Origin of the sequence: Xanthomonas sp. D-99 (assembly GCF_017746145.1) — a bacterium.
In the GTDB taxonomy this organism is placed as follows: Bacteria; Pseudomonadota; Gammaproteobacteria; order Xanthomonadales; family Xanthomonadaceae; genus Xanthomonas; species Xanthomonas cissicola.
This window is the reverse complement of record NZ_JAGHWU010000038.1, coordinates 12,458-31,094: the sequence shown is the minus strand read 5'-3', so window position 1 is coordinate 31,094 and position 18,637 is coordinate 12,458. Positions and strand designations below refer to the sequence as shown.

Below are 18,637 nucleotides of genomic sequence, written 5' to 3'. Positions count from 1 at the left end.
CACTTCTCTTCTGCCAGGCTCTCAGGATGTCTCTGTCCCCCAAGCGCGATGCGCGCCTTCCCGTCACCGTGTTGTCCGGCTTTCTGGGTGCGGGCAAGACCACCTTGCTCAATCGCATCCTGCACAACCGCGACGGCTTGCGGGTGGCGGTCATCGTCAACGACATGAGCGAGGTCAACATCGACGCGCAGCTGGTGCGCGAGGGCGGCGCGGCATTGCGGCGTACCGAAGAGACCCTGGTGGAATTCAGTAACGGCTGCATCTGCTGCACGCTGCGCGACGATTTGCTGCAGGAAGTGCGGCGTCTGGCCGAGCAGGGCCGCTACGACTATCTGCTGATCGAATCGACCGGTATTGCCGAGCCGATGCCGGTGGCAGCCACCTTCGCGGTGCGCGATGCCGATGGTTTCAGCTTGTCGGACATCGCCCGGCTCGACACCATGGTGACGGTGGTGGACGGTAGCCGTTTCCTTGAGGACTTCGGCTCGGCTGCCACGTTGGCCGAACTGGGCCAACAAGCCGGCCCGGACGATACGCGCGGGCTGGTGCAGTTGCTGGGCGAACAGGTGGAGTTCGCCGATGTGCTGGTGATCAGCAAGCGCGACCGCATCGACGCCCCGCAGCTGCAACGTCTTCGCGCCGTGCTGCGTGCGCTCAACCGCGATGCGGCGATTGTGGATGCCGCGCACGGGGAAGTGCCGCTGCAGCAGCTGCTGGACACCGGGCGTTTCGATTTCACCCGTGCGCAGCTGGCGCCGGGCTGGATGCAGGAACTGCGCGGCCAGCACACGCCCGAGACCGAGGAATACGGCATCAGCAGCTTCGTGTATCGCGCGCGCCGGCCATTCCATCCACAGCGCTTCGCGCGCATGGTGCACAGCGGTTTGCCGCAGGTGATCCGCAGCAAGGGCTTCTTCTGGCTGGCCAGCCGCATGGATTGGGTGGGCGAACTGTCCAGCGTGGGCGGCGCCACCCAGACCAGCGCGGCCGGGTTCTGGTTCGCTGCGCGCCACCGTGTCGATGCGCAGGCAGTCGGCCAGCCGCTGCAGACCAGCATCACGCCGCTGCCCTACACCGATATCGGCTGGCAGCGGCAACAGACGCAGTGCTGGACCGCGCCGCTGCCGCAACCCCACGAGGTAGGCGATGCCAGCGAATACGCCGCGATGCAGCGGCTGTGGCATCCGCTCTGGGGCGATCGCCGCCAGGAGCTGGCGGTGATCGGCGTGGACATGGATGCACCGCGCACACGCGCCGCGCTGGACGCCTGCCTGCTCAGCGACCAGGAACTACGGCAAGGGCCGGCGCAATGGCAACTGCTGGAAGACCCCTTCCCGCACTGGGCAAGGTGACGGCGCACTGCCGCTGCTTGCCAAGTCGACGCCATCGCCAGCCTCGCCGAGCGGGCGACACCGCAGTTTGAGGTCAGTGGCACACCGCGTCGTGGCTGACCGCCGAGGCCTGCGCGGGCGCTGGCGGTCCGCGTATGCTGTGCGCGCAACGACGAAGCGCTCAATCCTCAGTAATAGCCGTTGTCGATCGCCTCCTGATGGGCGTCGCGCTCGTTCTGCTCGGCCAGCGCACGCTCTTGCGCCGTCGTGGGGATGCTGTCCATCAAGCGTGGCGCATCCATCCGATGCAACTGGTCGTCGGTGCGCTTGACCATGTCTTGCAGCGCCAGCACGTTGGCGTAGCCCTGCATCATGCGTTCCAGGCGTTGGATCTTGTCGGGCGGGGCATCGCTCTCCTTCAAAGATTCCAGGCGCCGTTGTGCGCGTGTGTAATACCTCGCCATCTTGGTCATGTCGAGCTTCTTGCGGCGTACCTCAAGCAGCGCGTGTCGGTTGGACTGCATCACATTCCGTTGGACCATGGCTAGCGGGCTGCTGGTGGTGTTCGGCGCAGCGATCGTCTCCAATGGCGACAGTACCTCCAACATCCCATCGAGCTGCCGATCGCGCACGGCGTCGCGCTCGGCGATCAGGGCCGCACGCATCTCGAACACCGACCTTTCCTCCGGGCTAGGCGCCCGACGCTCTTTGTAGAGGCGCCGGCTGATGTGATGGCACTGCTCGTTGAGCGCGGCCAATTCCAGATTCATGTTGCGCACCGGGCGTAGCGGCCTGGACGGCGAGGGCGGAGCCGGTGTCGCCGCTTTCGGGGACGCAGCCGGTGCCGGCCGCGAGGGGCGCGTTGGCTGCTGCGGCTGCCACACCTGATCGCGCCTGGCTGAGCTTGGAAAGCGCTGTTGCCGCAGTTCCTCGGGGCCGCCCTGACGTTGCTGAAAGCGTTCTGCCGCGCGTGGTGCGGACGGCGGTTGCTGCGGTGGCGCTGCTGTGCGCGTCGGCACACGACTGGGCGGCGGAGGCATCGCATCGGGCGCCTGCCATCGCGCATCGACGCCAGCCTGCGGTACCGGTGGGCGCTGGTTCTCGCCTCGCCTGGCAGCATTCGGTGCGGGTGCGGCCAGCGCAGGCTGGCTCTGCGCTATTTTCGTGGCTGGCGCTCCCATGCACATCGACGGCAGCTGTTTGCGTAGCGTCGCCAGCGACTTGCGCGCCGATGCCAGCATGCCTTGCCGCGATTTGGCCGCACCCTGCGCGGTGCTGGCCTTGGGCGCGTGAGACAGTGAGTGCAGCGACGGCGTCGCCGCGGTCATTGTCGTGTCGGTGGTTGCCGGATTGAGCGGCTCCGGAGCAACCGGATGAGTGCTGCGAAAGAACGAAGTCAGGCGCATCACAAACTCCCGCAGGAATGCACGCTCATGCTAGCGACCGCCAACCGGCGCGGAAGGCCGGTGGCGAACCGGCGTCGCGTAGGCCGAACGCGAGCGTCAACCCAGGCGGATTCCCCAGGCGATCGCCGCGATGGCCGGTGCCGCCACTGCCAGCCCCAACCAGCCGCGCAGGCCAAGGCGTTCGGCAAATCCCAATTTGCCGACCAGTGCCCCCAACACGACAACGCCCAGATTCATGCTGGCAAAGACGGTCGCCGGGCTGTGAGGCAGCACCTGGTGGGCACGTACGTAACAGAGGATGTTGCCGAAATTGAGCGCACCCAACAGCACGCCGGCAAGCATGCTGCGGGCGCTCGGGCGTGCGCCACGTGCCCAACGCACGCTCTGCACGCCAAGCATCAGCAGGAAGGCCAGCGCAAAACACAACGTCAACGAGGTCAGCGATGGTGTCCCGGCCTGCGCAATGTGCTTAAGCAGCAGGTCGATGAGCGCAAAGCCCATCCACACACTCATCAGCCAGGGCAGGCCGGTTGTGCTCGGCAGCGGATCGGCCGCGACGTGGTGACGGGGGCGTCGCACGATGCACACGATGGCCACCATGCCCAGCGCCAGCCCTGCCAGTTTCCAGCCATTGACCGGTTCGCCGAAAACGGTGAAGGCAGCGGCCAACGAAAGCACCAACGACAAGCGTTGCGCAACATCGGTACGTACGATGCCGGCCACCGCGACCGACCGCGCCAGCACCAGGAAAATGGAGGGCAGCGCCACGGCCAGCAGCAGCAACGCCAACCAGGGAGCGGTCGTGGAGCGCAGTGTGTCCAGCGCAGGATGCAGGATCAGCCAGGCCAGGAGTGCGGCGGTGGCGTAGTTCCAGGTAATGGCCTGAAACACGTCGATCCGGTGGCGTGGCGCAAGCTTCAACAGCACCGACACCAGGACACTGCAGACAACGGCAAACAGCAGAAAATGCATGGGCAACGCAACGAAGTGTGCAGGCAGGGCGATGAACGCGGCCGGCGGGGCGGCTATTATGCAGGCATGTCCAATCCCTCATTCCCTACCGAATCGGCTGCGTTGACCTTGGAAGGGCCGGTGGGCCCGCTGGATGTCGCGGTCGATCTGCCCGAGCCGGATGTTGTCGCGCACGCGGTCACCGCCATCTTCTGCCATCCGCTCTCCACCGAGGGCGGCAGCATGCACAACAAGGTCGTCACCATGGCCACGCGCGCGCTGCGCGAGCTGGGCATCACCGTGGTGCGCTTCAATTTCCGCAGCGTCGGCAATTCGGCCGGCGCATTCGACCATGGGGGTGGCGAGCAGGACGATCTGCGTGCGGTTGCCGAGTGGGTGCGTGCGCAGCAGCCAGGCCACACGTTGTGGTTGGGCGGTTTCAGCTTCGGCGCGTATGTGTCGCTGCGTGCTGCCGAAGCGCTCGCACCGCAGGTGCTGATCTCGATCGCGCCGCCGGCCGGGCGCTGGGACTTCAGCGATATCCAGCCGCCTGCGCAGTGGTTGGTGATCCAGGGCGATGCCGACGAGATCGTCGACCCGCAAGCGGTCTACGACTGGCTGGAAACCCTGGAGCAGCAACCCGAGCTGGTGCGCATGCCCGATACCAGCCATTTCTTCCACCGCAAATTGATCGACCTGCGCGGTGCGATCCAGCATGGTGTCCGGCGCTGGTTGCCGGCCGCAGTCTGACCGCGGCATGGCCCATGCGTATCGCCAGGCGATGCGCTGTTGAGCGGTCCGGGCCACAGCCGGCCCGCGGAGAATGCAATGAGTGAGATGACCCCGTCGCAGCGCTACGCCGCCGGCGTACAACGCGGCGACTGGCGCGCCGACCCTGCGCAGCAGGCGGCCCTGGCGGAGCTGGATCGCATCCACGAGGCGCTGGTGGACAGCGCGCAGGATGGTTGGCTGGACCGGCTGTCGGCATTCTGGAAGAAACCCGAGCCGGTACGCGGCTTGTACTTCTGGGGCGGTGTCGGGCGCGGCAAGACCTTTCTGGTCGATCTGTTCTACGACGGCCTGCCGATCGAGCAGAAATACCGCACCCACTTCCACCGTTTCATGCGCGGCGTGCACGAGCAGTTGCGCGAGCACGCCGGTCAAAGCGATCCGCTGGCCCGGATCGCCCAACAGTGGCGTGAGAACCTGCGCGTGCTGGTGCTGGACGAGTTCTTCGTTACCGATATCGGCGATGCGATGCTGCTGGCACGCTTGCTCGAACGCCTGTTCGCCGAAGGTGTGACGCTGGTGACCACGTCCAACACCGCGCCGGAAAATCTCTATGCCAACGGGTTGCAACGCGACAGTTTCATGCCGGCGATCGGGTTGCTGCAGAAGTTCTGCGTGGAGCTTTACGCGGAAGGCACCGAGGATTACCGCATGCGCGCGCTGACGCGCTCGCCGGTGTATCGCGCGCCGTTGGATGCGCAGGCCGACGATTGGCTTGCGCAGCGTTGGGCCGAGTTGAGCGGCAACGCCGAAGCGCGCGCCGGCAATATCGAAATCGAGGCGCGCAAGATTCCGGTGCGCGCACGCGGCAAGAGCATCGCCTGGTTCGATTTTGCTGCGCTCTGCGAAGGCCCGCGCGGTCCCAGCGACTACATCGAGATTGCGCGCGAGTTCACCACTGTGTTGCTGGGTGGCATCCCGCACTTCGACCGCATGAACGAAGACGCCGCGCGCCGCTTCGTCAACCTGATCGACGAGCTATACGACCGCCACGTCAATCTGGTCTGCACCGCGCAGGACGCACCGCCGGCCTTGTACAGCGGCCAGCGCCTGGCCGGTGCGTTCGAGCGCACCGCTTCGCGCCTGATCGAAATGCAGAGCGCGGATTACCTGGCAACGGCGCATCGCGCGTGAGCGGATGATCGGGTAGGCGAGGACCTATGCGATTGCCACTGCCGTGCAGGTGCGGTGCTGGTACCGCACTGCCGGCAAAGTGATCGCTCAACATCGGCTGACGACGATAGTCGGCGTTGTTGCTGGTGCGTCTTTCAATTGCTTGGTGGATCCAATGAGGCGCCGCGGGCGCTGCCATGCGTATCCGACGATCGCGATGCGTGCCGCCGCCATGTCCCAAGCAGCTATGGCATCTCTCCCACAGCGCTGCTCCTGCAGCGCCACTACGAAGTCGCAGCGCCACTCCAAGTCGGAAGTCTTGAGGGCAATGGTCGACTGTTCTGGCGGGACAACGCCTAGGACGTAAATAAATCGCTTGCAATTAGATTGCGCGCTATGTAAATTGCATCCATGGATACCGGCACAGCCACCGACGCCCGCACCGACGCATTGCTGCAGCTCGACAACCAGCTGTGCTTTGCGCTGTATTCGGCCAACCTGGCGATGCACAAGCTCTACCGCGGGTTGTTGAAGGCGCTGGATCTGACCTATCCGCAGTACCTGGTCATGTTGGTGCTATGGGAGACCGACGAACGCAGCGTGTCGGAGATCGGCGAGCGCCTGTATCTGGATTCGGCCACGCTGACGCCGTTGCTCAAGCGCCTGCAGGCGGCCGGCTTGGTGACCCGCACGCGTGCGGCCAACGATGAGCGCCAGGTCATCATCGCGCTGACCGAGACCGGCCGTGCGTTGCGCGGCAAGGCTGGCGCGGTACCGGAACAGGTGTTCTGTGCGTCGGCCTGTTCGTTGGACGAACTGCGTCAACTCAAGCAGGAACTGGAGAAGCTACGCTCCAGTCTGGGCGCCGGGTGAGCTCCCGGTAGATCACCGGTTTGCAACACGTCGTACACGATTCAATCGTCAACTATTGAACCCCTCATGCGCCCCTAGCGCTCACCCTGGAGAAGCACCATGGCCTCACCTGAAAAAGTCCTCTACACCGCCCATGCCACTGCCACCGGCGGCCGCGAAGGCCGTGCCGTGTCCTCGGACAAGGCGCTGGACGCCAAGCTGTCCACCCCGCGCGAGCTCGGCGGCGCCGGCGGCGACGGCACCAACCCTGAGCAGCTGTTCGCAGCCGGCTATGCTGCCTGCTTCATCGGTGCGATGAAGGCCGTGGCTGCCCAGGACAAGCTCAAGCTGCCGGGCGAAGTGAGCATCGACAGCAGCGTCGGCATCGGCCAGATCCCGGGCGGCTTCGGCATCGTGGTGGAACTGCGTATCGCCGTGCCGGGCATGGACAAGGCCGAACTGCAGACGCTGGTCGACAAGGCCCATCAGGTCTGCCCGTACTCCAATGCGACTCGCGGCAATATCGACGTCACCCTGACCCTGGCCTGATCCACGCCAGCATCGCCACGCGCAACACGTGGTGGAGTCAGCAACGGCCCGGCGCATGCGCCGGGCCGTTGTGTTGCGGCAGGCGGCGCTGCCCTGAACAGCGCAGGCGATCGGCACCGCGGTGCCAGCGCTGACTGGCATGCGCATCGACCTTGGCATACCGGCCGATGCGGCCCACGTCAGGGTGCGCCCGCCCGGGCTGGCGATGGGCGTCGCTGCCCGGCACACTGCTGCGATGACGGTACCTGCTTCTGCGACCCCGGTCGGACCTTCCTGCGCATGAGCGCACCGCGTCCCACCTTGTTGCTGCTCCCCGGCCTGCTCAACGATGCGCAGTTGTGGCAGGCGCAGCGCGTGGCGTTGGCCGACGTCGCCTATTGCGTGGCCGGCGACATTACCCAGGGCGACAGCATGCGTGCGCTGGCAATGCAGCTGCTGGCGCAGATGCCGCTGCGTTTTGCACTGGCCGGATTTTCGTTGGGCGGCTACGTCGCGCAGGAGATCCTGCGCATCGCGCCGGAGCGTGTGGAGCGGCTGGCCTTGCTGGACACTTCCGCACGTGCCGATTCGCCCGAGCGTGCGGCGCAGCGGCGCGCGCAGGAAGCGAGCGTGCGTGGCGCCAATGCCTTCCACGGGTTCGGCGAGCGGCTGCTGCGCCACTACGTGCATCCCTCGCGCTGGCAGGACGAGGCCTTGCTGGAGCGGGTGCGTGACATGACCCAGCGCCTGGGCGTGGAGGTGTTCCTGCGGCAGAACCGGCTGCAGCGGGAAGACGGCCGCGCGCTGCTGCGCGCCTATGCCGGTCCGTTGCTGGTGCTATGCGGCCAGGACGATGCGATCACTCCGCCTGCATTGCATGAGGAAATGGCCGCACTAGCTGCACGCGCGCGTCTGGTGCAGGTGCCTGCGTGTGGCCATCTGTCGCCGCTGGAGCAGCCGCAGGCGGTGTCGGACGCACTGCGGGAATGGCTGCTCGCCTGACGCTGTAACCACCGAGCTGAGGCAGCCATACCTTGGCCATGCGGCGGGATGGCGTCGGCCAGTACGCGAGGGCTCTGAACCGGCGGTTGGAGGCGGTGATCGGCGCGCCATCGGCCGATGCAATGCATGCCTTGATGCAGGCAAGGTGTCGTGCCCAGTCACGGTGGCCATCCTGCCGCAGCGAGCCGTTGTGATGCGAGCCGTTATGAAGCCAGCGTTGTGCTGCCATCAGGCTTGCAAGGCCGCTTGCGCTGCAGCGCAAGGTCAATGCGCAGCTGTCGCCACAGCGCTGGACACCGCTGCATCGGCATCGTGTTTCTGCTGATGCGTGTTGAGTTCCAGCATCTGCAGCCGCTCGCCCTGGAAGCGATAGTCCAGCGCCTGCTGTACCCCGTACAGCGCCTGCGCCTGCGTGCACAGCGTCTGTGCCTGTGCTTCCAGCGCATCGCTGCGCGCCTGCATCCGCTGTTCCATCTGCGCGTCCAGTTCCGCGCCGCGGCGCTCCAGCTGTGCAGTACGCCCGGTCATGACCGTCCACAGCACGTTGCGGGTCAGGCTACCGGCCAGTTCTTCGGCGGCTTGTTCGACGTGGGCTTCGAAGCGCTCGTCGAACAACGCTTGCTCCCATCGCCCACGCCCGAGGCTGCCATCGACCTGCGCACGTGCGGCTGTGCGTAGCTGCTCCACCTTGCGCTGCTGGCGCGCGCTGCCGGACAGCACGTGCACCACGCCGTTCAGCGCATCGAAGGTGATGTCGACCACCGACTGGGCGATCGACGCCACTGCCGGCATCAGCGCGCGCGTGCCTTGCTCCAGTTCGCGCAGGCGTTGCGCGTCGGCGGCGCTGACCGGCTGCGGCTGGCGGTCCACGTTGAGCTCGCCACCGTGGAAAAAGATCTCGCGCGGCAGGCCCTGTTTGCGGCGCAGCCAGATGCCGCCGGTGTCCGCCAGTACGTCGTAGGAGGTGCTGACATCGCATTGCTGCGAGGACAGCCGCGGGGCCGTGGTCTGGGCCTGCGCGGCGCAGGCCACCAGCAGCCACAACGGTGCGAGAAACACGGGACTGCGCATGGGGCTGGCCCTGGAATCGGGGCCAGCAGCATTGCGCACGGCGCAGGACGCCGCCATGGGCAGGAAGTCAGGGTGCCGATGGTGCACGCGATGACAGACGGCAGCGAAGCGTGAACCCGGTCGAGCATCGGCGCACTGACAGCATTCAAACGACTAGCTCACTTGATTCTCACGGCCGATGGTGTGAATTATGTTGCACAGCAGCATCGGAGCCGCACAATGCTCGACCCACGCATCGAAAAGGTAGACCTGGCGCTTACCGAGATTGCGCAGGACCCATCGGAAAAGGTGGCGTTGTGGCAATGGGCATGCCGCGAGATGCTGCACGAGACGCTGATCGGCATGCACCAGCTTTCGCACCTGGCCGGCATCGCACGGCAGGTGGCCAACGACTGGCGCGAGCCGGTGGATGTCATCGCTCCTGCAAAGCCCTACCTGGCCGCATCTGCGCTTGCCGATCGCCGTCTGCCGCAGGTGCTCGACGGCCTGGGCAGCACGCACGACGACAACGACCGCGCCACCTTATGGCGGCTGCGTTACGCGAGCCTGATTGCTTCGACCTTGCAAGGCATGCAGGCGCTTGCGGAAAAGCACCGCATCGACCGCCAGGCGATGGCGATCGGGCCGGTTAACTAGTGGCAATCGATCCGCACCCTCGCGGTCATGTGTCCTGCACGTGGGTCACAGCTGACGCTTGCGCGTTCGCTCAAAGGTGCATCTTGCCTGGCAGCATCACCTGAGCATCTTCAACCCTGGGTTTCTGCACGGATCGTGCATTACGGCACGGTCTTGCGCACAGGTTGCCGGTGCCGCGCAGCCGAATTCCGCCGTCCCCCAACGACGTATTGCGCAGCACATGCGTTCGGCATGCCGCCGCCAGCCCATCAGGCCGACGACGGTATATCGCTGAATGCAGCTGTTCGCCCGATTGAAAGGGGCGTTCTCATATCGTCCCCCTGACAGGCGGGCGCCACCCGCGCCCATACCAGAAAGCCTGCCTTGCATTGGTCCGGGCACTGGTGACAAAACGCTTCAGCCGTGTGTGAGAAGTTGGTGCCCAACTCAAAGGCGGGCGACCCAAGGCATCCAGGCGCGCGGCATCTTTCAGGATCGCTGCAGTCGTGCGCGGCGAGATGGGCTGTGCGTCATCCAGGCCATAGGCTTGCCGCGCAGCATCGGCGGCCAGCGCCTTACGCGTCCGCGGCGCGAGCTCCTGCAGCCGCTGACGCGTGCGTTCGGCCAGATCGGGGTCGATGACCGTAGTCGAGGCATAAATCTTGCGAGGTACGGGCGGGGTGCGAACGACGCTCTCCACGCCGCGCAGATGTGCATGGAACTCGGTTTGCGGATCCTCGATTTCGGCTTGCAATGCGCGGGTCCTGGCCAGCGCATCGATTGCACCGGGCTTGTCGAAGCGCTCAATCACATAGGTGGATGTGCCGTATGTTCCGGCCCAGCCCGAATCCCTGAGCAGAACCGCCGGACCATCGGACCATGAGTCGAGAACGACAGCCGAGTCTTCCGCCTCCGCCGAGCCTGGGGGCTGGTACAGCGCGTACATGTGGGCGCACGCTTCGTCACAGACGTTCATGATCTGCCCGCCACCCTCCATGCGGACCGCATGACGGCGTGTGTTGATCGCTGCGTTTTGGTCACAATTGCCTGCGCCGACAGCCAGCGCGCAACCTGCCATCAAATTGATGTCATGTTTACCGGGCCAGTAAGACAGGAAACTGTAAGACAGGTAACTACAAGTGGAGCTGCGCCCATTGCTGAGCCGCAAATCGCCCTCGATATTACCTCGTCCATGGTGCAAGGCCAGCCGTGTCTCGTGCACCGTCGCCGTGGCGTCGGCCAGGCGTTGACGGTCGCGAACGTCTTCGATGGGCCTGCCGCTGAGGCGCATTCCGAGTTGATAGGCGGTCTGCTGAACTTCGTGCGGCTGCAGGGTCGGTTTTCCAGAACGCCCCCGCCTCGCACGGGGAGCGCCGCGTGTCACCAAGCCCTGCAGGCTAGGTGAAACCGACGTCTCGGGAACGGAAGGCGGGTGGGGGTTAAGCTGCTCTGAGGCAGGGTTTGGGTGGCGTTCGGGTGACGCTGCCACGCTCGACCCTGACGTCGCCGGCTTTGAAATGCATAGTCCCATGTCGCGCTCCGATCATGACCCTGGCATCAAGTTTGGCAAGGGTCTCTGCGCGCGTTGTCAGTTCGCCGAAGTCGTGTGTGGGATCACGAGTGACTGGCGCTGGCGCCCCGCTCATCGCATTGCCTTGGAATGGAGATCGCAAAAGCGAGCGGGTGGTAAAGAGCGCGGTGACTATCGCTAGGCAAGCGCGACGACGGCCTTGCCGAAGTTCTTGCCGCGCAATACGTCGATCAGGCCCTGCGGGGCGCTGTCCAGGCCGTGCAGCACGTGCTCGCGGTACTGAATTTTGTCTTCGCGAAGCCACTGGCCCATTTCGCGCAGGAAGGCAGGCATCAGGCGGATGAAATCGTGCTGGATGAAGCCGCGCACCGTCAGGCGTTTACGCAGCACCTGGCCCATGAAGTCGGGCAGGCGATCCGGGCCGGGGTGGGCTTGCCCGCGGCTGTTGTAGGTCGCGATCACGCCGCAGACCGGGATGCGTGCGAAGTCGTTGAGCCGCGGCAGCACCGCATCGAACACCTTGCCACCAACATTTTCGAAATAGATGTCGATGCCGTTCGGTGTTGCGGCACGCAATTGCTCTGCAAAGTCGTCGGCGCGGTGGTCCAGCGCCACATCCACATGCAGCATGTCACGCAGGTAACGTACTTTCTCTTCGCCGCCGGCAATGGCGACCACGCGCAGGCCCTGCAGGCGTGCCAGCTGCGCCACCGTGGCGCCGACCGGGCCGCTGGCGGCAGCGACCACCAGCGTTTCGCCGGGCTGTGGCTTGCCGATTTCATGCAGGCCCGCATACGCGGTAAAGCCAGGCATGCCATACACGCCAAGCGCGGTGCTCGGTGGCAGGCTGTCGTCCTTGGGCAGCTTGCGCAAGGGCGTTGTCGGGGTCAGCAGGCTATGCGTCTGCCAGCCGCCGGGCAGCACCAGCAGATCGCCAGCATGATAGTCGGCGTGATTGGACGTGATGACTTCGCCGACGGTGCCGCCTTCCATCACGGCATCGATGGCCACCGGCGCGGCGTAGGAGGGGCCTTCGTCCATGCGGCCACGCATATACGGGTCCAGCGACAGGAAGTGATTGCGGACCAGAATCTGATCGTGGCCAGTCGGTGCGACGGCGACCTCTTCGATGCGGAAGTTGTCTGCGCTGGGTTCTCCGTGCGGGCGCGATGCCAGCACGATGCGGCGGTTGATGATGGACGTCATGGGGGATGGCTCGCAAACAGTCCGCGCATGCGCGGTCGGGTGGGCACAGCCGCTGATGCGGCTGCGCGAGGGAGTGCTGTCACAGGTACAGGGTGCATGTTCGGCAACGACGCGACATGCCCACTGATGTACTAGCGGGAGTCCGATGACTCCGGCGCGCTGGCGCTGTCGAGTTGCGCAATCTGATCGGCACTGAGTGCCACGCGTGCGGCTGCCAGCACATCATGCAACTGGGTCACGCTGGTGGCGCTGACGATCGGCGCGGTCAGGCCGGGGCGCGCGATCAGCCAGGCCAGCGCAATCTGTGCAGGCGTGGCGTTGTGCGTCACGGCCAGATCGTCCAGCGCCTGCAGGATGCGCAGGCCACGCGGGTTGACGTATTGCTTGACCACCGATGCACCGCGTGCGCTGCTCTTGCCGGCATCGTCTGCGCTGCGATATTTGCCGGTGAGAAAGCCGCTTGCCAGCGAGTAGTAGCTGATCACGCCCAGCTCGCGCTCGCGCACGAGGGGCTCCAGTTCGGCTTCGTAACTGGCGCGATCGTACAGGTTGTATTCCGGCTGCAGGCTTTCGTAGCGCGGCAGTCTGTACTGCTCGGAAATATCCAACGCATCGCGCAGGCGCGCGGCGCTGTAGTTGGACGCGCCGATCGCACGCACCTTGCCCTGTTCGATCAATCGGCCGAACGCGGCCAGCGTGGCTTCCAGCGGAATCGATTCGTCGTCTTCGTGCGCCTGGTACAGATCGATCACATCGGTCTGCAGACGCGTCAGCGAATCTTCCACTGCCGCTGCGATGTTGTCCGGCGACAGACCGGGATGCTCGCTCCATTTGGCCACCTTGGTGGCGATCAGCACCTTGTCGCGCTTCCCGCTGCGCGCAAGCCAACGCCCGATGATGGTTTCCGATTCGCCGCCGCGATTGCCGGGCACCCAGCCGGAGTAAGCATCGGCCGTATCGATAAGATTGAAGCCGGCATCCACGAATGCATCGAGCAAGGCGAACGAGGTCGCCTCATCGGCGCTCCAGCCGAACACATTGCCGCCGAAGACGATCGGTTGAAGCTGCAGGCCGGAGCGGCCGAGTGCGCGGGGTTGGGTCATCGTGGATGCTCCTGATTCGAACTGGCAACAGGATAGTCACGCACACCGATGTTGCGTGTGACATCTGCGTGGATTCAGCGTTCCGCAGATCGTCCTCGGCAGCTCACAGGATCTGAACATATGGGCAACGGGAGGCCGCAACAGGCCTTGCGCGAATGCACGACGGGCAGATGGCAGGCAGGCCCTGGAGCGCATGCTAGGCTCGCGCTACTTTTCCCGGATGAGGGTGCTGCGATGATCCGCAACAAGCTGGCCTGTGCATGTGTGATGGGTGTGGTGGTGGCGATGAGCGCGCCGCTGGCGATGGCGGTAAAGCCAGCCGATAGCGCGACCTTGCCGGCGCCCGACGCCGCATTGCAGGCGGCCATCGATGGCAACTGGCGCGACCGCGCGTACGTGCAGCGCGACCAATATCGCCACCCTGGCCAGACGCTGGCGTTCTTTGGCATCAAGCCGACCCAGACCGTCATCGAAATTACGCCGGGCGGCGGCTGGTATTCGGAAATCCTGGCGCCGTACCTGCGCGAAAAGGGCAAGTACGTGGCCGCCGTGGTCGACCCGGCGTCGGCACCGGAAGGCCGCAGCCGCGAGTACGCGCAGCGTGCACGCGACGAGCTGGAAAAGAAGTTCCATGCCAAGCCGGAAGTGTATGGCAAGCCCTCGCTCGTGTCGTATGTTCCCAAGTCGCCGTCCTTCGGCGTGGACAACTCCGCCGACCTGGTGCTGACCTTCCGCAACGTGCACAACTGGCGCATGGCCGGCACTGCCGAGGCGATGTTCGCCGGCTTCTACAAGGTGCTCAAGCCCGGTGGCGTGCTCGGCGTGGTCGAACATCGCGCCAAGGCCGATGTGCCGGCCGACGACAAGAGTGGCTACGTTGGCCAGACGCAGCTGATTGCAATGGCCGAAGCCGCCGGTTTCACCCTGGTTGGCAAGAGCGAGGTCAACGCCAACCCGCGCGACACCAAGGATTACCCAGGCGGTGTGTGGACGCTGCCGCCCAGCAACAGCCATGACAAGGCCGACGACGCCAAGTACCAGGCCATCGGCGAGAGCGACCGCATGACCTTGAAGTTCGTCAAGCGCTGACGCAGACCTGCATGCCGGCACGTTGCGCGTGTCGGCATGCAGATATTTGACGGCATCGGGTTCGTGCGGCGCGTCGCGCAACAGGATTGGCAATGTTGGTGTTGTTGAACAAACCTTACGGTGTGCTCTCGCAATCCAGCGACCGCTCGCAGCCGCCCAAACGCACGCTGGCCGAATTCGGCTTGCCGCCCGATGTATATGCCGCAGGCCGCCTGGACCACGACAGCGAAGGCTTGCTGTTGCTGACCGACGACGGTGCATTGGCGCATCGGCTGACCGACCCGCGCCATAAACAGCCCAAGACGTACTGGGTACAAGTGGAAGGCGCGCCACAAGCCGAACAACTGCAGGCATTGCGCGACGGGGTGGTGCTCAACGATGGCCCCACCCGGCCGGCACAGGTGCGCATGCTCGACCCGGCACCGCAGCTGTGGCCGCGCGATCCACCGGTGCGCGTGCGCAAGACCGTGCCCGATGCCTGGCTGGAGCTGCAGATCACCGAAGGCCGCAACCGGCAGGTGCGGCGCATGACCGCAGCGGTGGGCTTGCCGACCTTGCGCCTGGTGCGCGTGGCCATCGGCGATTGGCGGCTGGAGACGTTGGCGCCCGGGCAGTGGCGCGTTGAAGCGACAACCAACGCACGGCCGAGCCGGAGCCGGCGCTGAACCGACGCGCACGCGGTGTGCGAACCGACGGCATCAGCACCGGCCGCGCGTGCCTGGCGGCTGCATCGTCCTGCTGTGAGCTGACCTCAAGCGCAGGGCGGCGAAACGTCCCCTGCACCCACACTCAATAATCGAAGCTCACGCTGACCCGCAGCGAGCGCGGCGCCTGTCGCACGTTTGCCGCGCCATACAGCGGATCCGGCTGCCCTGGATCAAGCTCCGAATAGGGATAGCGCCACAACGCAGTTTGCGTATTGAACACGTTGAATACATCCAGATTGAACCCGAGTTTGCCATCGGCAAAGTCGGGACGGTAGGCAAGGCCCAGATCCAGTTGCGTCATCGTCGGCAGGCGACCCTGGCTGCCAGGAGGTGCGGGTTGGCCCTGGTAGTAGTGATAGGCGATGCCGTAACCAGCCGGATCTTCAAAATTGGGGCCGTACGAGCCGAGCGGGCTGAACGGCGCGCCGGTGACCACGGCCAGGTTCGCCGACACCAGCCACTGCGGCGAGAGCTGGTAATAGCCGTACACCTTGAGCTGATGGGTGTGGTCGTTGCTCTGCGGGCCGTTGGTATGCTCCATCAGCTGCGCGTAATCCCAGGCCTGAGATGTCGCCACCGCAGTCTGCCCGATGTTGGAGAGCAGCTGACCTTCGGTGGTGCCATAGCTGCGTGAGAAGGTGTAATCGACCTTTGCGTACCAGCGGCTGTCGAAGGGATGCTCCAGCGACAGATTGAGCGCGTAGTAGTTGCGCTTGAAGGCGGGCATGCCAAGCTCGGCGTTGTTCAGCGGCACGCTGACGTAGTTGCCGCCGGTGTCGACCAGGGTGAAGGTGTTGGCCTTGCCGGGATTGATCAACCAGCAGCTGACCGGATTGCTCTGCTTGGTGACGTTGTAGCCCAGCGCATCGGACTTGGCCAGGACCGCATCGATGTCGCAGTAGTCGTCCACGCCGCTGCGCAATAGACGGTAGGTGGCTTTGGCGCCGTACACCCAGCTCTCGCCCAGCGTTTTGGAAAAGCCCAGGATGAATTCGTCCTGGAACGAGGGCTTGATGCCGGAGGTAGCGACGGTCTTCGGGTCGGGCAGCACGCCGTAATTGTTGTTGGACGACACCGCTTGCGTGAACTGGGTCAGATCGGTGGGGTAACCGTTGGCATCGATGCCGCCGTAGGTGTAGTACGTGGATGTTGCCAAGGTGGCGCCGGCCGCGTTGAAGGCCGGATTCAGCGGCAGCGCCAGGTAGTAGCGCCCGGCATTGCCGAACACCTTGAAACGCCCATCGCCCTCGACGTCCCAGCTGAAGCCAAGGCGCGGTGCCCACTGCCCGCTGGATTGCTTGATGTAGGCATCGCCATCGCGGTTGTAGTTGGTGAATTGGTCCAGTCGCAGCCCCAGATTGAGCAACAGCCTGTCGCTGACCTGCCAGTTGTCTTCGATGTATTGCGCGCGTTGCGCCGAGCGTACCGAGGCCAACGCGCTGGAGATGTATCGGCGCACGTAATAGCCGTCTTCGCCATTGATGATGCCGCCGGTGGCCGGCACACCCAGGCCGGTATTGATCGGCACATTGGGGTTGGATTGCCCATAGATCCAGTAATAGCCGTCGCCGGAGGTCACCGAGCCGCGATTGAGCGCGCGCGCGTTCTGGTTGTCGATTCCGGCAGTGATCGAGTGCTGGCCGATGACGTAATTCAGATCCAATCGCAGGTTGTCGGTACGGTTGCCGCGATCCGGGTCGACCAGCAGCGAGGTCGTCTGCGCGTTGGTGATCGGGTTGCCGCCGTTGAGTGCGGGATTCTGCAGCGAGGTGTTGGACAGATAGGTCAGCGAGCCGTCGTAAGCGGGGTTGCCGACGTAGTCATCGGTTTTCATCTTGCCGTACAGCGCGCTCACGGTGAGGCGGTCGGTGAGATAACCGGTGTATTTGGCGCTCCACAGATTGCCGCCGGTCTTGGTGGTGTCGTCCTGGCCGCGCAGGCTGCCGCGGGTCAGCGCCGCGTAATCGTAGTTGTAGATGCTGCCGCGATACACATTGCGGCTGGATGCGCCGGTGAGTTCCAGCAAGTGATTGTCGGTGATGTTCCAGTCCAGCTTGCCGTACCAGCGCGGGCGGTCGTATTGATAGCTGGTGTCGGCATTGGTGTCTTCCACGCTGTCCAGTTCGCGACCCTGGCGACGTTCCAGTTCATAGGAGCCGAACACGAACAGCTTGTCCTGGATCAACGGGCCGCCGGCATACACGCTTTGGGTGGACACCCATTGCCGGTCCTGGCTGTCGGGGCGGTACAACGCGCCGTTGGCCGGGTAGCGCACGTCGTCCTTGTCGGCGCGCGTGGATGCCGGCTCCCAGAGCGCCTGACCACCGAAATGCCATTCGTTGGTGCCGCGTTTGCCCACGGCATTGATCACGCCGCCATCGGAGCGGCCGTACTTTGCGCTGTAGCCGCCGGTGTAGATTTCCTGCTGATCGATACTGCCGTAAGGCAAGGTCAGGCCACCCAGGCCGCGGAGTGGGTCGGTGGTGTTGAAGCCATTGATGTAATACGCGTTCTCCGCAGCAGAAGAGCCGCCGAAGCTCACCAATTGCTCGCCACTCGGGCCGCTGTAGGTCCCGCTGCCGCTATTGCCGACCACACCTGGTGCCAGCTGCGCAATCGCTTCGGCCGAACGGCCCAACGGCAACCGCCGCAGTTGTTCGGCCGTGATGACGGTGCGCGAATCCACGGTGGTGACGTCGATCGCCGCTGCTGCGCGATCTGCGGTGACGCTGACGCCATCCAGTTGGGTCACCGCGCCAAACGACACGTCGGTCGTGGTGCCTACCGTCAGCGTCACCGCCTGGCGCGAGGTCAGCACATTGCCGGCGGCATCTTTGGCCACGACCGAATAGGTGCCCAACGGCAATTGGCCCAACGCGTAACGGCCGCGTGCGTCCACCTCGACCTCGCGGGTCAGCCCGGTATCGCTGCGTACCGCAATGCGTGTGGCCGATGTCGGCGCCTGGCCGGCAATGCTGCCGGTGGTGGATTGTGCATGGGCCAGCGGCGATGCGCTGGCAAACAACAACGCCAGCGCGAGCGCGCTAGGCCGTAACGTGGGGGAGAGAGCCGTCATGAACCATCACTTCTGGAGATCGGGAAGTGGGAGCACATCGGCCACAGACACACTGTGCTGTTCACACTGTGATGTATGGCACTGATTGCGATGTGAGACCCCGCGGCTATTAATTACCGCGCAACCCGCTATTCAGAAATGGAATGTTGTCATGTCGCTAGATCTAATCGCTATGGCAGTTCCGGTGGTTTGTCAGACGCTGACATCAATGCACTGGATTGCATGCCACAAACGATAACGCCACAGCGCGAGGCCGTGGCGTTGAGG

General features: G+C 64.8%; 16 protein-coding genes. 9 read left to right on the top strand and 7 right to left on the bottom strand.

The features are described 5' to 3' along the window. Positions 1-26 precede the first annotated feature (26 nt). The gene (locus tag J7360_RS14070) at positions 27-1,352 is read left to right on the top strand and encodes a GTP-binding protein (protein ID WP_007974991.1); all 1,326 of its coding nucleotides are present in this window, start codon (positions 27-29) and stop codon (positions 1,350-1,352) included. Between the two features lie 167 nt (positions 1,353-1,519). On the opposite strand, the gene xopR is transcribed toward J7360_RS14070, so the two are convergent. Both xopR and J7360_RS14060 read right to left on the bottom strand, forming a co-directional pair. Continuing rightward, positions 1,520-2,737 carry a type III secretion system effector protein XopR gene (gene xopR / locus J7360_RS21600; RefSeq protein ID WP_280515201.1) on the bottom strand — a complete coding sequence of 406 codons (1,218 nt, stop codon included), beginning with the start codon at positions 2,735-2,737 and terminating at the stop codon, positions 1,520-1,522. 96 nt (positions 2,738-2,833) lie between these two features. After that, positions 2,834-3,709, bottom strand: a complete 876-nt coding sequence (locus J7360_RS14060) for a membrane protein (protein WP_007974993.1) — start codon at positions 3,707-3,709, stop codon at positions 2,834-2,836. Between the two features lie 66 nt (positions 3,710-3,775). Between J7360_RS14060 and J7360_RS14055 the strand changes: the two genes are divergently transcribed. From J7360_RS14055 to J7360_RS14035, 5 genes are all read left to right on the top strand, one after another. Then, a complete protein-coding gene (locus J7360_RS14055; protein ID WP_057658554.1) occupies positions 3,776-4,438 on the top strand; it encodes an alpha/beta fold hydrolase in 663 nt (220 codons plus the stop codon). 78 nt (positions 4,439-4,516) lie between these two features. Then, entirely contained in the window at positions 4,517-5,611 is a 1,095-nt protein-coding gene (gene zapE / locus J7360_RS14050) for a cell division protein ZapE (protein ID WP_022557948.1), read from the top strand. A 390-nt stretch (positions 5,612-6,001) separates the two neighbouring features. Further along, positions 6,002-6,463 carry a MarR family transcriptional regulator gene (locus J7360_RS14045; RefSeq protein ID WP_022557949.1) on the top strand — a complete coding sequence of 154 codons (462 nt, stop codon included), beginning with the start codon at positions 6,002-6,004 and terminating at the stop codon, positions 6,461-6,463. A gap of 99 nt (positions 6,464-6,562) precedes the next feature. Further along, positions 6,563-6,991 (top strand): organic hydroperoxide resistance protein, encoded by a 429-nt coding sequence (locus J7360_RS14040; RefSeq protein ID WP_003488682.1) that lies wholly within the window; start codon positions 6,563-6,565, stop codon positions 6,989-6,991. Positions 6,992-7,270: 279 nt separating this feature from the next. Then, positions 7,271-7,972, top strand: a complete 702-nt coding sequence (locus J7360_RS14035; RefSeq protein ID WP_057658508.1) for an alpha/beta fold hydrolase — start codon at positions 7,271-7,273, stop codon at positions 7,970-7,972. Between the two features lie 264 nt (positions 7,973-8,236). Here J7360_RS14035 and J7360_RS14030 read toward each other — a convergent pair whose 3' ends face one another. Beyond that, entirely contained in the window at positions 8,237-9,100 is an 864-nt protein-coding gene (locus tag J7360_RS14030; RefSeq protein ID WP_042806243.1) for a DUF2884 family protein, read from the bottom strand. A 162-nt stretch (positions 9,101-9,262) separates the two neighbouring features. Here J7360_RS14030 and J7360_RS14025 point away from each other — a divergent pair, with 162 nt between their 5' ends. Beyond that, positions 9,263-9,679, top strand: a complete 417-nt coding sequence (locus J7360_RS14025) for a hypothetical protein (RefSeq protein WP_057658510.1) — start codon at positions 9,263-9,265, stop codon at positions 9,677-9,679. A 307-nt stretch (positions 9,680-9,986) separates the two neighbouring features. Here J7360_RS14025 and xopE read toward each other — a convergent pair whose 3' ends face one another. From xopE to J7360_RS14010, 3 genes are all read right to left on the bottom strand, one after another. Continuing rightward, complete coding sequence (gene xopE, locus J7360_RS14020; protein ID WP_057658511.1) at positions 9,987-11,189, bottom strand: XopE/AvrPphe family type III secretion system effector; 1,203 nt, start codon at positions 11,187-11,189, stop codon at positions 9,987-9,989. A 177-nt stretch (positions 11,190-11,366) separates the two neighbouring features. Then, positions 11,367-12,395 (bottom strand): NADP-dependent oxidoreductase, encoded by a 1,029-nt coding sequence (locus tag J7360_RS14015; protein WP_022557954.1) that lies wholly within the window; start codon positions 12,393-12,395, stop codon positions 11,367-11,369. 131 nt (positions 12,396-12,526) lie between these two features. After that, positions 12,527-13,498 carry an aldo/keto reductase gene (locus J7360_RS14010; RefSeq protein WP_209034098.1) on the bottom strand — a complete coding sequence of 324 codons (972 nt, stop codon included), beginning with the start codon at positions 13,496-13,498 and terminating at the stop codon, positions 12,527-12,529. A gap of 234 nt (positions 13,499-13,732) precedes the next feature. Here J7360_RS14010 and J7360_RS14005 point away from each other — a divergent pair, with 234 nt between their 5' ends. Together J7360_RS14005 and J7360_RS14000 are read left to right on the top strand one after the other, a co-directional pair. Then, positions 13,733-14,587, top strand: a complete 855-nt coding sequence (locus J7360_RS14005; RefSeq protein ID WP_057658515.1) for a class I SAM-dependent methyltransferase — start codon at positions 13,733-13,735, stop codon at positions 14,585-14,587. Positions 14,588-14,679: 92 nt separating this feature from the next. Further along, positions 14,680-15,252, top strand: coding sequence for a pseudouridine synthase (locus J7360_RS14000; RefSeq protein ID WP_209034097.1), 573 nt, complete (start codon positions 14,680-14,682; stop codon positions 15,250-15,252). Between the two features lie 124 nt (positions 15,253-15,376). On the opposite strand, the gene J7360_RS13995 is transcribed toward J7360_RS14000, so the two are convergent. Next, on the bottom strand, positions 15,377-18,370 hold the full coding sequence (locus tag J7360_RS13995) for a TonB-dependent receptor (protein ID WP_209034096.1): 2,994 nt from the start codon (positions 18,368-18,370) through the stop codon (positions 15,377-15,379). Positions 18,371-18,637: the final 267 nt, after the last annotated feature.

Excerpts from the sequence above, each read along its gene's own strand:
- J7360_RS14070 (WP_007974991.1), top strand. The coding sequence starts at position 27 with ATGTCTCTGTCCCCCAAGCGCGATGCGCGCCTTCCCGTCACCGTGTTG.
- xopR (WP_280515201.1), bottom strand. The coding sequence starts at position 2,737 with ATGCGCCTGACTTCGTTCTTTCGCAGCACTCATCCGGTTGCTCCGGAG.
- J7360_RS14060 (WP_007974993.1), bottom strand. The coding sequence starts at position 3,709 with ATGCATTTTCTGCTGTTTGCCGTTGTCTGCAGTGTCCTGGTGTCGGTG.
- J7360_RS14055 (WP_057658554.1), top strand. The coding sequence starts at position 3,776 with ATGTCCAATCCCTCATTCCCTACCGAATCGGCTGCGTTGACCTTGGAA.
- zapE (WP_022557948.1), top strand. The coding sequence starts at position 4,517 with ATGAGTGAGATGACCCCGTCGCAGCGCTACGCCGCCGGCGTACAACGC.
- J7360_RS14045 (WP_022557949.1), top strand. The coding sequence starts at position 6,002 with ATGGATACCGGCACAGCCACCGACGCCCGCACCGACGCATTGCTGCAG.
- J7360_RS14040 (WP_003488682.1), top strand. The coding sequence starts at position 6,563 with ATGGCCTCACCTGAAAAAGTCCTCTACACCGCCCATGCCACTGCCACC.
- J7360_RS14035 (WP_057658508.1), top strand. The coding sequence starts at position 7,271 with ATGAGCGCACCGCGTCCCACCTTGTTGCTGCTCCCCGGCCTGCTCAAC.
- J7360_RS14030 (WP_042806243.1), bottom strand. The coding sequence starts at position 9,100 with ATGGCGGCGTCCTGCGCCGTGCGCAATGCTGCTGGCCCCGATTCCAGG.
- J7360_RS14025 (WP_057658510.1), top strand. The coding sequence starts at position 9,263 with ATGCTCGACCCACGCATCGAAAAGGTAGACCTGGCGCTTACCGAGATT.
- xopE (WP_057658511.1), bottom strand. The coding sequence starts at position 11,189 with ATGGGACTATGCATTTCAAAGCCGGCGACGTCAGGGTCGAGCGTGGCA.
- J7360_RS14015 (WP_022557954.1), bottom strand. The coding sequence starts at position 12,395 with ATGACGTCCATCATCAACCGCCGCATCGTGCTGGCATCGCGCCCGCAC.
- J7360_RS14010 (WP_209034098.1), bottom strand. The coding sequence starts at position 13,498 with ATGACCCAACCCCGCGCACTCGGCCGCTCCGGCCTGCAGCTTCAACCG.
- J7360_RS14005 (WP_057658515.1), top strand. The coding sequence starts at position 13,733 with ATGATCCGCAACAAGCTGGCCTGTGCATGTGTGATGGGTGTGGTGGTG.
- J7360_RS14000 (WP_209034097.1), top strand. The coding sequence starts at position 14,680 with ATGTTGGTGTTGTTGAACAAACCTTACGGTGTGCTCTCGCAATCCAGC.
- J7360_RS13995 (WP_209034096.1), bottom strand. The coding sequence starts at position 18,370 with ATGACGGCTCTCTCCCCCACGTTACGGCCTAGCGCGCTCGCGCTGGCG.